The following is a 14,584-nucleotide window of genomic DNA, read 5'->3' as shown; positions in this document are numbered from 1 at the left end:
CTGCAAGCCAATCTAAAGCCCATACATTTATCCAATAAATTCAATTAGTTACAACCATACAGTTAACTGGCATAGCCTTTGCTATATATCAATCATGTTAAAGGTGATGATTGTTGATAATGACTTAATGCGAAGCAAACCGTTAAAACAATCGTTGATTGATAATGGGTTTGAAGTGATTGCGCATGTTGAAAATACCATCAACCTAGAAGCGAAATGCTGTGAAGTGAAGCCAGACATTGTCATTATCGATACCGACTCACCAACACGAGATACATTAGAGAATATTTGTGTGATGAGTATGCATGATCCGCGCCCTGTCGTGATGTTTACGCACGATGGGGATAAAGAAAAAATCAAGGCTGCTACACAAGCCGGCGTCAGTGCTTATGTAGTGGGTGATATTCCAAGTGAAAGGCTGACACCTGTGATCGATGCTGCCGTAGCAAGGTTTGAAGAGTTTAAAAATTTGCGCACTGAATTAAACATTGCGAATACCAAGCTGGATGAACGTAAAACTATTGAGCGTGCAAAAGGCTTGCTGATGAAACAGCGCATGATTGATGAAGATGAGGCTTATAGTTTATTGCGTAGCATGGCAATGAAGAAGAATATGAAATTGGCTGATTTATCGCACCAATTGAATGAAGCGGCCAAAATGCTGATTATTTAGTCGTTAAATGAATCGCCATTTGTAACACACCAGCTTGTAATAAATTTTGCAGTAAAAATGCATGACCCAACGATGGGTGATGCAACATTAAAAAATGATGCCAAAGTTGGCGTCAGCAATAGCAAAAGACAAAGACGTCTTAGTAATGGGATTAAACCTCATTGTTAAGACGTCTTTTTTATTGGGCAAAGCTTTAGGAATTAACACCTTAAAACTTCAATTTTTTTAACGAAGGAATGAATGTGGACAATCAAGACAAAATGAAAGCCATCACTACTCATGACAATAGCAGCAATGTGAATAGCGTTGATGCTGACCGTCGGCAGTTTTTTAAACACACCATCGCAGGTGCATTTGGAGCAGCGACCATGATGAATATCGTTCCAGCAGGTATTAAAAACATGGCTTATGCAGCTGGTAGCGATGCGCCAGAAATCACCGAAGTCAAAATAGGTTTTATTCCATTAACCGATTGCGCACCGATTGTCGTAGCTGCCGAAATGGGTTTTGACAAAAAATATGGCATTAAGATTGTCCCAGCTAAACAAGCTTCATGGGCAGCAATTCGCGATAAAACGGTGAATGGCGAGTTACACGCATCGCATGTGCTGTATGGCTTGGTATATGGCGTACAACTGGGTATTGGCGGCCAGCAGAAAGACATGAAAGTGTTGATGAGTTTAAACAATAATGGCCAGGCGATCACCTTATCCAACCAGTTAAAAGATAAAGGCGTAAAAGACGGCAAATCATTAAAGCGCGTGATGACTAACGAAAACCGCGATTTTACTTTTGCGCAGACCTTTCCTACCGGCACACACGCCATGTGGCTGAACTACTGGCTGGCAGCAAACGGCATTGACCCAGTTAAAGACATCAAAAACATCGTCGTTCCGCCACCACAAATGGTCGCGAATATGCGTATCGGGAATATGGATGGCTACTGTGTGGGCGAGCCTTGGAACGCACGTGCGATATACGACAAGCTTGGTTTTACCGTGACGACTTCACAAGACATCTGGACGGACCACCCGGAAAAAGTATTGGGTACTACCGCTGAGTTCGTGGCGAAAAATCCGAACACCGCTCGCGCGATGATCGCCGCTATCTTAGATGCTTGCAAGTACATCGATGCAATGGAAAACCGTACAAAAGTAGCCAAATTGATTTCTGGTAAGGCTTATGTGAATACCGCAGAAGAAGTGATTGCCGGCCGTTTTGTGGGTGATTACGACAATGGCAATGGCAGAAAATACAAAGATCCTAATTACATGAAATTTTATAACGATGGTGCGGTTAACTTCCCTTACCTGTCTGACGGCATGTGGTTCTTAACGCAGCATAAACGCTGGGGCATGCTGAAAACTGATCCGGATTATTTAGGCGTTGCCACAAAAGTAAACGAAATCAAACTTTACTCTGAAGCAGCGAGTTTAGTTGGCGCGAGCATTCCAAAAGATGTGATGCGCAGCAGCAAACTGATGGACGGCGTGGTGTGGGATGGCAAGAATCCAGCCGCCTATGCAGCGGGTTTTAAAATTAAAGCTTAATTAAAAACTACAGCCTGATTTTAATTAACCCTTGTGGGCATCACCCGAAGCTTGTCAGTATCCCCTGCAATTTTCGGGTGAAGCAAACATCTAGTTACAAACACTAAGTGGCGACTATTTCAATGCAAAAAAGGAGCGCAACATGAGCGCAGTCAATATCAATAAAGATAGTTTAAAGCTACAGGAAAGTTTACAGCAAGTGACTAATGAAACTACGGTAGATAGCCTTGTCGCGGCGAACGAAGATAACACGCACATGAAAATGTTAAATAGTAAAACCAAGGCAAACTTACCGCATGTGGCTAAAGCTAAAACCACTGCGCAGATTAAAACCATAGCGTTTTTTAAAACTACTATTCCGCCTGTATTCGGCATTTTGTTATTTTTAGCAGTTTGGACATTAATTTCTCATCAGCAACCTGTACTACCCGGCCCAGTCAGCACTTGGCATTCTGCAGCGGAGTTGTTTGCGCACCCTTTCCATCAAAACAGTCCGGATGATCAAGGTATCGGCTGGAATATCCTATCTTCCCTGCAACGGGTCGGTTTAGGCTTTGGCTTGGCAGCCTTAGTGGGTATTCCACTGGGTTTTATTATCGGTCGTTATGAGTTTATGTCACGCATGACCGCACCGGTTATCGGCCTGCTGCGTCCTGTATCACCACTAGCTTGGTTGCCTCTGGGTTTACTGGTGCTAAAAGCCGCTGGCCCGGCCGCAATCTGGGTAATCTTTATATCCAGTATCTGGCCAATGGTCATCAACACGGCAGTCGGTGTCAGCAAAGTGCCGCAAGACTATATGAACGTCGCCAAAGTGCTGAATTTAAGTGAATGGAAAATCATCACCAAGATTTCATTCCCCTACGTATTGCCTTATATGATGACAGGTGTACGTCTTTCAATCGGCATTGCCTGGCTAGTGATTGTAGCGGCAGAGATGCTGAACGGCGGCGCGGGCATTGGTTTCTGGTTGTGGGATGAATACAACGCCTCTAATTATGAACACATCATTATCGCAATCTTTGTAGTGGGAATTGTTGGCTTGTTGCTTGAGCAGATACTGACTGTAATCGCTAACCGTTTTAATTACGAATAAGGGATAAGCAAATGTCTAAAATTTCAAATGAGAACATTTCCATCAAAAAACTCGGTAAAGCTACCAATAAAATCACAGAGCGCTATGTGCATATTGAAGATGTTGGCATGCGCTTTGTCACCAAAAAAGGCGAATTCGAAGCATTAAAAAACATTAACTTAAGCATTACACAAGGTGAGTTCGTATCGATTATCGGCCACTCTGGTTGTGGCAAATCAACCGTGCTGAACCTGATTGCAGGTTTATTGCAACCCACTAGCGGCAACCTGTTTTGTGCAGGCCGTGAAATCTCTGCACCTGGGCCAGAGCGTGCCGTTGTATTTCAAAACCACTCTTTACTGCCATGGTTAAGCTGTTTTGAAAACGTGTTTTTGGCAGTTGAGCGCGTATTTGGCAGTGAATCGAAAGTGCAGCAAGAAGCACGCACTTATGCCGCACTGGATTTGGTTGGCTTAAGTCATGCGATTGAAAAACGCCCGAATGAAATATCTGGTGGCATGAAACAACGCGTGGGCATCGCCAGAGCGTTAGCCATGGAACCAAAAGTGTTATTGCTTGATGAGCCTTTTGGCGCGCTGGATGCATTAACTCGTGCTGGTTTACAGGATGAGCTGATGAAGATCATGCAGAAGTCTGGGACAACTGCAGTGATGGTGACACACGACGTAGATGAAGCCGTGTTGCTGTCAGACCGCATCGTGATGATGACCAACGGCCCAAGTGCCACCATCGGCGAGATTCTGGATGTGCAATTGCCTTATCCGCGCAAGCGGCTTGAGCTGGCTGAAGACAAGCAATACAACCATTTACGTTCTGAATTACTGAAGTTTTTATATGAACGCCATGCCAAAAAAGCGGCTTAAACATTAACACATGCATTACTTACCTTCATTTAACACTTACTTATAAAGATAAATACAATGAAAAAATCTAATCCATTTAAACTGAATTTACTCACATTTAATTTATGTTTAGCCTTAACTGGCTTTGCCAGCTCGGCACATGCAGAAGACGCAACCGAAGAAGTAGACGAATATACGTTTCTAGATTCAATCAAAGATGGCAAAAACTTAACCAGTTTCAGGTTACGTTATGAACATGTCGGGCAAGATGGTTTAGCGGTTGCACCAGTAGCAAACGATGAATTAAAAGATGCAGAAGGATTAACTGTACGTAGCCTGGTGGGTTGGCAAACTGCGCCATTTCACAACTTTAGTTTTGCAGGGCAATTAATCGGCGTGACTAAGCTGATGGATAACTTTAATGACCGCAAAGGCAACGTGACGGAAGTGGATAAGGCTGGTTATGCGCCTATCGTTGACCCTAGCCATTTTGACATCAATCAACTTTATGTGGATTGGACTGGCATTAAAAACACGCGTTTCCGTCTGGGTCGCCAGCAAGTCAATTTAGATAATGTGCGTTTTATCGGTGACATTGGCTTTAGGCAAGTCATGCAGGTATTCGATGGTGCTTCAGTGTTAAACAAATCACTACCTGATACAGAAGTGTATTTAGCGCACTTTGAACAAGCGACTCAAATCACCACCAAACAGCGCGATGGCGATTTGGAAGTTGCCAATGTTAAGTACTTCATCTCGCCAACCGAGACCATAGTGGGTTATGGTTATTTATCCAATATGGATGATCTAGGTTTTGGCAATGCTTGGTTTGGTGCAGGCTCATTGAATAACAACGGCAGACCCAATTTAACTGCAGACCAATCCAACAAAACATTGGGTTTACGTTTAGATGGCGTACATCCGTTCAACCCGAACTTAAGAGCTTTATACACCGCAGAATATGCCAAACAAACCGATTATGCCGATGGCGACAAACGCATTGATGCGCATTATTACAAACTAGGCGGCGGCGTAGGTATTGATAATTTCAGCATTCGTGTCGACCAAGAGTTGCTATCCAGCAACGATAGCCAATATGCGTTTCAAACGCCATTTGGTACTAACCACCTGTTCCAGGGTTGGGTAGATAAATTCCTAGTCACACCTAGACAAGGGATCAAAGATACGTTTGTAACCGCCACTTATAAATATGCCGATATCTTGTTCTTTGCTGATTACCACGTTCTTAAATCAGATGAAGACTTCAACACGGTTGGCAGCGGCGCTACGACTAATGGGAATAAATACGGCACAGAGTGGAACGTAGCGGCTACCTACAATTGGACTAAAAACATCATGACTAAATTTGAATATGGCAAATATAGCGAGAACGATCATTATGCCGCAGGTGCTAATACGCCTAATAATGTTGCGGGCAATCGCAACCGTATTCGCGACACAGAAAAGCTCTGGTTAACAGCTATGTATACGTTCTAGCGATATCGCATTATCTACATTTATAAGAGCGCACTATTTTGGTTCACTAAAATGGTGCGCTCGCTGTTTTGGTGCGTCAATTTAGAGGTATTTGCACCAAAAATTCAGCAAGCCAATGTATTTAAACGTAAAAAACTTTTTTAGAGCGTAAAAAATAGTGGCACATTAATTGCCAATATATGGTCGTCAGGTCAAAAACTTTGTATCAACAACTTTGAAGTAAATATTATGCAAAAAATGAAATTAGTAGTAGTGGGCAACGGCATGGCAGGCATGCGCGTGGTAGAAGAATTGCTAAAAATCGCACCGCATATTTACGATATCACCGTGTTTGGTGATGAGCCATACCCCAATTACAACCGTATCATGCTATCGCCCGTGCTGGCGAACGAGCAAACCATTAACGATATTATTTTGAATACGCGTGAATGGTATGCCGCTAACAATATCACGCTGTATACCAGCGCCCGCATCAATAAAATCGACCGTAAAAACCGCGTGGTTTATGCGGAAGACGGCACTAGCGCCGAATATGATCGCCTATTATTGGCTACCGGCTCAAAACCGTTTATGTTGCCGATTCCCGGTGCAGATTTAAAAGGTGTCATTGGTTATCGCGATATTAAAGATACCAATGACATGATTGATGCTGCCAAAGCACATAAACATGCAGTGGTCATCGGCGGCGGATTGCTTGGCTTGGAAGCTGCAAACGGCTTGAAAATTCAAGGTATGGATGTGACGGTGATTCACCGCAACGAATGGCTGTTAGAAAGGCAACTGGACAAAACTGCAGGCAAAATGCTGCAACAAAATCTGGAAGCCAAAGGGCTTAAATTCCAGTTAAATCAAAATACCAAAGAGCTTACAGGTGATAGCTCTGGCCGCGTTAACGCCATTCACTTTGCCGATGGCACCCAATTGCCTGCCGATTTGGTGGTAATGGCGGTTGGTATTCGCCCTAATTTTTCACTAGCAGAATCTGCAGGCATTTACTGCAACAAAGGTATCGTGGTGAACGATACGATGCAAACATACGATCCACGTATCTATTCAGTGGGCGAGTGTGTCGCACACCGCGGTATTTCATACGGTTTGGTTGCGCCATTATTCGAAATGGCAAAAGTTTGTGCAACGCATTTGGCTAACTTTGGCATCGGCTCATACAAAGGCTCTGTCACCTCTACCAAATTAAAGGTAACAGGTATCGATTTATTCAGCGCTGGCGATTTTGCTAGCGGTGATGATATTGCTGATGATGGCAGGGAAGAAATAGTTTTGCACGACGCAGTTGGCGGGGTTTACAAAAAACTCGTCATTAAAAATGACAAAATCATTGGCAGCGTGCTTTATGGTGATACCGCAGATGGTGCGTGGTATTTCCAAATGCTGCGTGATGCAAAACCGATTCATGAAATTCGTGATTCCTTAATGTTTGGGCAAGATAGCTTGGGCAACTCAGGCCACCAAGGCCAGGATAAAGCCGCCGCCATGACCAACGAAATGGAAGTGTGCGGTTGTAATGGTGTCTGCAAAGGCACCATTGTTAAAGCGATTCAAGACCAAGGCTTGTTCACCATCGATGATGTAAAAAAACAAACTAAAGCTGGCTCAAGCTGCGGCAGTTGCGTGGGTTTAGTTGAGCAAATCCTAGCGTCAACTTTAGGTGGCGGTTATGCGCCTCCATCCACTAGCAAAGCCATTTGTGGTTGTTCCGATAAAAACCACGAAGAAGTGCGCGCAGAGATTCGCACGCATAAATACCTGAATATTCCAGATGCAATGAAAGGCATGAATTGGCGTACGCAAAATGGCTGTGCAACTTGCAGACCGGCACTGAACTATTACTTGCTTTCTACCTGGCCACATGAAGCGGTGGATGATCCGCAATCGCGCTTTATTAACGAGCGTGTGCATGCCAATATCCAGAAAGATGGTACTTATTCGGTTATTCCGCGTATGTACGGCGGCGTAACCACGCCTGACCAATTACGCAAGATTGCCGATGTAGCCGAGAAGTATGCCGTGCCAATGGTAAAAGTCACTGGCGGCCAACGGATTGACTTGCTGGGCGTAAAAAAAGAAGACTTAGTTGATATGTGGAAAGACCTTGATATGCCATCCGGCTATGCTTACGCCAAAGGTATTCGCACCGTTAAAACCTGCGTCGGCTCTGAATTCTGCCGTTTTGGTACGCAAGACTCTACGCAAATGGGTATCGATATCGAAAAAGCTTTCGACCATATGTGGGCACCGCACAAAGTCAAATTCGCCGTATCCGGTTGCCCAAGAAATTGTGCAGAGTCTGGCATTAAAGACGTTGGCATTATCGGCGTCGATTCTGGCTGGGAAATCTATGTAGGCGGTAACGGCGGTATCAAAACCGAAGTGGCGCAATTCCTGTGCAAAGTCAAAACTTCGGAGGAAGTGCTGGAATACTCTGGTGCCTTTATCCAAATCTACCGTGAAGAAGCGCGCTATTTAGACCGTACCGTGCATTGGATTGAGCGCGTTGGTCTGGAATATGTGAAACAACGCGTGCTGGAAGATAGCGAAGGACGTAAAGCTGCTTACGAACGCCTGTTGTTTGCGCTGCAAGGTGCAATCGAACCTTGGTCTGAACGCGTGCAGAAACGTGCAGAACATAAAGAGTTCGAGACCATTACCGTTTAAAGCAAACCTTCATCATTTACTTAACACTCAAAAACATCTCAAAAATTAAGCGTTTTTGAGTGTTAAGTTTAATTATTATCTTTAGGAAATAAGCCATGAAAAGTAGTTTTTGGAAAGCTGGCCATACGCCAACCTTGCTATCCTCTTTTTTGTATTTTGATTTAAGTTTTATGGTGTGGGTTCTACTAGGGCCATTGGCAGTGCAAATCGCTACCGATTTACAGTTAACTCCAGCGCAAAAAGGCCTGATGGTCGCTACGCCTGTACTCGCAGGTGCATTATTGCGTATTTTTATGGGCGTTCTAGTCGATCAGATCAAGCCTAAAAATGCGGGTACGATTGGGCAAATTATTGTGATTTTTAGCCTGTTAACTGCCTGGTTGCATGGCTTACATACTTTTCAACATACATTATTACTGGGTATTGGCTTAGGTTTTGCTGGCGCTGCATTTGCGGTCGCATTGCCATTGGCAAGTCGCTGGTATCCGCCTGAACACCAAGGCACGGCTTTAGGCATTGCGGGTGCAGGTAACTCTGGCACTGTATTCGCCGCGCTATTCGCACCAAGTTTGGCGGTAGCTTATGGCTGGAATAATGTATTTGGCTTAGCCCTGATTCCATTGGGCATTGTCTTTGCCATTTACTTGATTTATGCAAAAGATAGTCCAGAAACACCCAGCGCAAAATCATTAAGCCAATATATGGCGATATTAAAAGACAAAGACGCTTGGTGGTTTATGTTTTTCTACAGCGTGACTTTTGGTGGTTTTGTTGGCTTGGCTTCATCATTAACCATTTATTTCAATGACTTATATAGCTTAGGCCCAGTGGTTGCCGGTTATTGCACAGCTGCTTGCGTATTTGCCGGTTCATTAGTGCGCCCAATCGGCGGCATGATTGCGGATCGCATCGGCGGCATTCGTACATTGCTCGCCATGTATTCAATCGCCGCAATCCTGTTATTCATCATGAGTTTTGGGCAAGCAACTTATCAATTAGCATTAGCCATCATTATTCCAGTAATGGCAGTATTGGGGATGGGTAACGGCGCGGTATTTCAATTAGTGCCGCAACGTTTCCGCAAGGAAATCGGTGTCATGACTGGTTTAGTGGGCATGGCAGGCGGTGTGGGTGGTTTTTATTTGGCCGCAAGCCTGGGTTACGTTAAGCAGGCAACTGGCAGTTACCAAATAGGTATACTGGTTTTTGCAGGCCTTGCTGTACTGGCAACGATTGGCTTAAGTGGTGTAAAAACACGCTGGAGAACCACTTGGGGCAGTGCGGTTAACACTGCGGCCAAAGTGTAATTAACCATTGACTGACTCATGCCCTTCAAAAATTAAATACATTTTTCAGTTGTATAACGCTATCACCACATGTCGCTAAAATTTGAAATTGCTCAATCCAGCCTGACAGGGCCAAGGCCACGTAATGAAGATTACGTGGGCGTAGTGACGCCAATCAATGAGCAATTGAGCATCAAAGGCTCGCTCATTGCAGTGGCAGATGGTGTGAGTGGAAGCGCGGGCGGCGGCGAAGCGTCTGAGATGACGATTCGCAACATTTCGACTGATTACTTCGCCACACCGGACACTTGGGAGCCATCTACCGCATTAGATAAAGTGATTACCGCCGCGAATCGCTGGCTGATTTCACAAGCCAATGCCAATCGCGACTTGGCTGGTATGGCGACTACGCTGTCACTGATTATTTTGCGCGGCCAACGTTATTATCTGGCGCATGTTGGCGATACGCGCATCTATTTGCTACGCGATAATGTGTTAACCCAACTGACGACCGACCACGTTTGGGATAGGCCAGATATGCGTCACGTGCTAAAACGTGCAGTCGGACTGGATGCACATTTGGCCGTGGATTTAGCCGAAGGTGCGCTGCATGTAGGCGATATTTTTGCCTTGATGACTGACGGCGTCTGGGAAACCTTAGGCGAAAAAGCTATTCATGAAGGCTTAAAAAAATTCGATAGTGTGCAGATGATTGCCAATCATCTCACCAAAACAGCGCTAAGCCAGCAAAGCGGTGACAATTCGACTGCTGTTATCGTCAAGATCACACAACTGGGCGCAGATACGTTAACTGAACGCATTGCTGGTGGAAAACATCTAGCTTTACCACCAAAACTGGCCATCAATGATTCTATTGATGGATTTGTTGTAGAGGATATCCTGCATGAATCACGCGCAAGCCTGCTTTACAAAGTTCGCCAACTGAGTACCAAACAATTATTCGTATTAAAAACGCTACAACCTGCACTAACCAATGATATTGAGAGTTGCAACGGCCTGCTGAACGAAGAATGGCTGGGCAAGCGCGTTGTCTCACAATATATCCCGCAGGTACTGACCCTATCGCTTGAAAAACGTAGTAAGTTATATTTTGTGATGAGCTGGCACGAAGGCGCAACTTTGCAGCAGCGTTTGGATAATGGACACTATTTTACTGTCGCGGGTACTGCCAAGATTGGTATGGACATCATGCGCGGCATCGGTGCCTTGCATCGCTTGAATATTATGCATCGCGATATCAAACCCGCGAATATCCATCAAGCCAGTGACCAGCGTCTGCGTATTTTGGATCTGGGCGTGGCATTAAGTACCGGCGCTGAAATAATTGGCGCTACACAAAATCCTGGCACGCCGAGTTTTATGGCACCTGAGTTATTTGACGGTGCAGTGGCGAATGCACAAACCGATATTTATGCCGCCGGTGTCACACTCTATCATTTGCTGACGCGCAAATATCCGTATGGCGAAATTGAGCCGTTTCAGCACCCCAAATTCGGCACACCTACCCCGCTCACGCGTTACCGCCCTGATATTCCCTACTGGTTAGAGAACATCATCTTAAAAGCTATTGCGCGCGATCCGCAGTTGCGATTTGAAACGGCAGAAGAGATGTTGCTGGCATTGGAACACGGTGAATTGAAGCCATTATTAGCACCAGCGCGTACGCCCCTGATTGCACGCGCCAGATTAGTGAAGTGGCAATGGATCGCCATTTTTTCATTCATTATCAACATATTCCTGATCTACTTACTTTTGGTTTCCTGATGAGGTATTTTTAAAGTGATGAGTATTTTAGTGTTAAGTATTTTCAACGTTTTTTGTATATTTAAAGTTATTTAGTACAAAGGTTAAATTATGAGCAATTGGGTTAAAGTAGCGCCGTTTGAAGAAATTCCTAAATTAGGCGCGCGCGTTGTACGCACAAAAGATAGTGAACAAAAAGAATTCGACATCGGTGTGTTTCGCACAGAAGATGATCGTATTTTTGCGATTAACAATAGCTGTCCGCACAAAGCTGGACCTTTGTCGCAAGGCATTGTGTATGGCGACAAAGTCGCTTGCCCGTTACATTCCTGGAAGATTAGTTTGGTAGACGGCAAAGCCGAAGAGCCGGATGTGGGAGAGACTGCCTGTTTCAATACCAAAATTGAAGACGGTATCGTGTATTTGGAATTAAAAGCCAAGTAAAAAAGACAAGAAAATTGGACGCTTCAATCAAACAAACTAAAAGTACTTGTTGCTACTGCGGTGTTGGCTGCGGAGTGATTATTCACTCACAAAATGACAAAATTATTGACGTTAAGGGTGACACAGAACATCCAGCCAACTTTGGTCGTCTTTGTACCAAAGGCTCTACGCTGCATTTAACGGCAAAATTGGATAATCGTCTGTTATATCCAGAGATGCGCTTAACCCGTGAAGCAACGCGCAAGCGTGTTTCGTGGGATGTATCACTGGATTACTTAACCGAAAAATTCGCGCAGACCATTGAAAAACATGGTCCCGATTCGGTTGCCTTTTATATCTCTGGCCAGCTGCTTACAGAAGATTACTATGTATTTAATAAGCTTGCTAAAGGCTTGATTGGCACCAATAACGTCGATACCAATTCACGTTTATGTATGAGCTCAGCTGTCGCAGGCTACAAAACCACATTGGGCGCAGATTCGCCACCCGCATGTTACGAAGACATCGACCATACCAACTGCCTGTTTATCGCAGGCAGTAATACCGCATTTGCGCACCCGATTATTTTCAGGCGTATCGAAGATGCTAAAGCCAAGAATCCCGATTTAAAAATCGTGGTGGTTGATCCGCGCAAAACCGATACTGCACGTTCAGCCGATTTACATCTGGCTATTTTACCTGGTACCGATGTTGCCTTATTCAATGGTTTGTTGCATGTGATGCTGTGGGAAGGCTTGCTGGATATGGCCTACATTAAAGCGCACACTAACGGCTTTGATGAGTTAAAAGAAACCTTGCGCGAATATACGCCTAAAATGGTGGCGGATATTTGCGGCATCAAGCAAGCAGATATCATTCAGGCCGCCAAGTGGTTTGGCGCAGGTCCAAGCTTAAGCATGTACTGCATGGGTTTAAATCAAAGCATTCATGGTACCGAAAAAAATGCCGCGCTGATTAATCTGCACTTGGCTACTGGTCAGATTGGTAAAAAAGGCGCAGGACCGTTCTCATTAACTGGTCAGCCAAATGCCATGGGCGGCCGTGAAGTGGGCGGCATGGCTAACTTGATGTCTGGCCATAGAGATTTGAATAATGCCGAACATCGCGCAGAAGTCGCCAAATTATGGGGCATAGATTCAGTCCCAGAAACTGCAGGAAAAACAGCGATTGAAATGTTTGACGCGGTAAAAACAGGTGAAATAAAAGCCATCTGGATTGCCTGTACCAATCCAGCGCACTCCATGCCAGACCTTAACAATGTATTAACTGCATTAGGCAATGCAGAATTAGTGGTTGTGCAAGACGCCTACAACAATACCGATACCTGCGCGTATGCTGATGTGTTGTTACCAGCCAGCACTTGGGGTGAAAAAGAGGGCACTGTCACCAATTCAGAACGCCGTATTACGCGTGTGAACCCTGCCGTGCCGCCGCCAGCAGAAGCCAAGCACGACTGGGCAATTATGGTCGATTTTGCGCAGCGTTTAGAAAAACGCTTGTTAAAAAACGATGCTAAACAATCGCATTTATTTGCCTTTAATACTACAGAAGACATTTTCAACGAACACCGCGAATCCACACGCGGACGTGATTTGGATATTACTGGTTTGAGTTATGGCTTGTTAACCGAAAATGGCCCGCAGCAATGGCCGTTTAAAACGGGCGAATCACAAGGCGTAGCGCGCCTTTATGCAGATGGCGTTTTCCAGAAGCCAGATGGCAAAGCACAATTTGCAAACGCGGTTTATAAAGGCACCGCAGATAAAACTGATGCGCGGCATCCGCTGCATTTGCTGACAGGTCGTTTACGCGACCAATGGCATGGCATGAGTCGCACAGGTACAACTTCGCAGCTATTTAACCACGTAGAAGAACCTGCTATACAGATGAATGCGGATGACATGATGCGCCGCAATATCAAGAGCGGCGATATCGTAAAAGTACAGAATAAGCGTGGCAGCATGGTGTTGCCTGCGCAAGCGTCTACCGATGTGCAACCTTCGCAAACGTTTATTGCCATGCACTGGGGCAAGCAATTTATGCACGGCCTGGGTGTTAATGCGTTAATGCCACCCAATTTTGATAAAACCTCAAAACAGCCGGAACTGAAACATACCGCCATTAAGATTGAGAAATTAGACTTGCCGTGGCGCATGACAGTGATGCGCGCTGTGAGTGATTTGAGCATGCTGCAAAAAATTCGTGCCTTGCTGCCACATTTTGAGTATGCAAGTTGCGGTCTGTTTGGCCGTGAATCAGCCAATGGTATCGGCATGCTGATTTTACGCGCAGCACACACAGGCACGCCAATATCTGACAATCCAGAAATAGATTTGATTACCCAAATAGATACGATTTTAGGTATGACAGACGAAATGCCGCTGCTTAACTACAATGACGCTAAACGCGGTATCAGCAAACGTATTTTGGTGGAGAATGACCAAGTAACAGGCGTGCGTTTGATGGGTGAAACACTGGCAGCCGATTGGTTAAAAGACGTGATGTCCAGCGGTAGCTTTACCGATGAATTGCGTCGCTGGGCGTTAGCGCCTGTCGTTGCACCGCCAACCGGGCAAAAAGGTCGTGGCAAAATCGTGTGTAACTGCCTAGATGTTTCGCAAAATGAAATTATCGATAATATTGAGCTAGGTGCAGACTTAATCACTTTACAAAATAAACTCAAATGCGGTACAGAGTGTGGGTCTTGCGTGCCTGAATTGAAAAAATTAGTGCAAATGCACGGTAAGTTCTAAAAGCGC

10 protein-coding genes are annotated in these 14,584 nt (G+C 45.0%); all 10 read left to right on the top strand.

Going from position 1 to position 14,584, the window contains the following annotated elements; genetic code table 11:
• Window positions 1-94: 94 nt before the first annotated feature.
• The 10 genes from K370_RS09245 to K370_RS09200 all read left to right on the top strand — a co-directional run bounded on the left by K370_RS09245 (window position 95) and on the right by K370_RS09200 (window position 14,578).
• Complete coding sequence (locus K370_RS09245; RefSeq protein ID WP_047541088.1) at window positions 95-673, top strand: ANTAR domain-containing response regulator; 579 nt, start codon at window positions 95-97, stop codon at window positions 671-673.
• A 260-nt stretch (window positions 674-933) separates the two neighbouring features.
• Window positions 934-2,223 (top strand): CmpA/NrtA family ABC transporter substrate-binding protein, encoded by a 1,290-nt coding sequence (locus K370_RS09240; RefSeq protein ID WP_419177402.1) that lies wholly within the window; start codon window positions 934-936, stop codon window positions 2,221-2,223.
• Between the two features lie 142 nt (window positions 2,224-2,365).
• The gene (gene ntrB, locus K370_RS09235; protein ID WP_047541084.1) at window positions 2,366-3,319 is read left to right on the top strand and encodes a nitrate ABC transporter permease; all 954 of its coding nucleotides are present in this window, start codon (window positions 2,366-2,368) and stop codon (window positions 3,317-3,319) included.
• An 11-nt stretch (window positions 3,320-3,330) separates the two neighbouring features.
• A complete protein-coding gene (locus K370_RS09230; RefSeq protein ID WP_052185212.1) occupies window positions 3,331-4,182 on the top strand; it encodes an ABC transporter ATP-binding protein in 852 nt (283 codons plus the stop codon).
• Between the two features lie 57 nt (window positions 4,183-4,239).
• Window positions 4,240-5,658 carry an alginate export family protein gene (locus tag K370_RS09225; protein ID WP_047541082.1) on the top strand — a complete coding sequence of 473 codons (1,419 nt, stop codon included), beginning with the start codon at window positions 4,240-4,242 and terminating at the stop codon, window positions 5,656-5,658.
• Between the two features lie 228 nt (window positions 5,659-5,886).
• Window positions 5,887-8,331, top strand: coding sequence for a nitrite reductase large subunit NirB (nirB, locus tag K370_RS09220; protein WP_047541080.1), 2,445 nt, complete (start codon window positions 5,887-5,889; stop codon window positions 8,329-8,331).
• A gap of 95 nt (window positions 8,332-8,426) precedes the next feature.
• A complete protein-coding gene (locus K370_RS09215; protein WP_047541078.1) occupies window positions 8,427-9,638 on the top strand; it encodes a nitrate/nitrite transporter in 1,212 nt (403 codons plus the stop codon).
• A 69-nt stretch (window positions 9,639-9,707) separates the two neighbouring features.
• On the top strand, window positions 9,708-11,402 hold the full coding sequence (locus K370_RS09210; protein ID WP_047541076.1) for a bifunctional protein-serine/threonine kinase/phosphatase: 1,695 nt from the start codon (window positions 9,708-9,710) through the stop codon (window positions 11,400-11,402).
• 90 nt (window positions 11,403-11,492) lie between these two features.
• Window positions 11,493-11,825 carry a nitrite reductase small subunit NirD gene (gene nirD, locus K370_RS09205; protein ID WP_047541074.1) on the top strand — a complete coding sequence of 111 codons (333 nt, stop codon included), beginning with the start codon at window positions 11,493-11,495 and terminating at the stop codon, window positions 11,823-11,825.
• Between the two features lie 14 nt (window positions 11,826-11,839).
• Complete coding sequence (locus K370_RS09200) at window positions 11,840-14,578, top strand: nitrate reductase (RefSeq protein ID WP_047541072.1); 2,739 nt, start codon at window positions 11,840-11,842, stop codon at window positions 14,576-14,578.
• The last annotated feature ends 6 nt before the right edge of the window (window positions 14,579-14,584 follow it).

It is taken from the genome of Methylotenera versatilis 7, assembly GCF_000799165.1.
Taxonomy (GTDB): domain Bacteria; phylum Pseudomonadota; class Gammaproteobacteria; order Burkholderiales; family Methylophilaceae; genus Methylotenera_A; species Methylotenera_A versatilis_A.
This window is presented reverse-complemented; position numbering and strand designations above follow the sequence as displayed.

Excerpts from the sequence above, each read along its gene's own strand:
- nirD (WP_047541074.1), top strand. The coding sequence starts at position 11,493 with ATGAGCAATTGGGTTAAAGTAGCGCCGTTTGAAGAAATTCCTAAATTA.
- ntrB (WP_047541084.1), top strand. The coding sequence starts at position 2,366 with ATGAGCGCAGTCAATATCAATAAAGATAGTTTAAAGCTACAGGAAAGT.
- nirB (WP_047541080.1), top strand. The coding sequence starts at position 5,887 with ATGCAAAAAATGAAATTAGTAGTAGTGGGCAACGGCATGGCAGGCATG.
- K370_RS09230 (WP_052185212.1), top strand. The coding sequence starts at position 3,331 with ATGTCTAAAATTTCAAATGAGAACATTTCCATCAAAAAACTCGGTAAA.
- K370_RS09210 (WP_047541076.1), top strand. The coding sequence starts at position 9,708 with ATGTCGCTAAAATTTGAAATTGCTCAATCCAGCCTGACAGGGCCAAGG.
- K370_RS09215 (WP_047541078.1), top strand. The coding sequence starts at position 8,427 with ATGAAAAGTAGTTTTTGGAAAGCTGGCCATACGCCAACCTTGCTATCC.
- K370_RS09245 (WP_047541088.1), top strand. The coding sequence starts at position 95 with ATGTTAAAGGTGATGATTGTTGATAATGACTTAATGCGAAGCAAACCG.
- K370_RS09240 (WP_419177402.1), top strand. The coding sequence starts at position 934 with ATGAAAGCCATCACTACTCATGACAATAGCAGCAATGTGAATAGCGTT.
- K370_RS09225 (WP_047541082.1), top strand. The coding sequence starts at position 4,240 with ATGAAAAAATCTAATCCATTTAAACTGAATTTACTCACATTTAATTTA.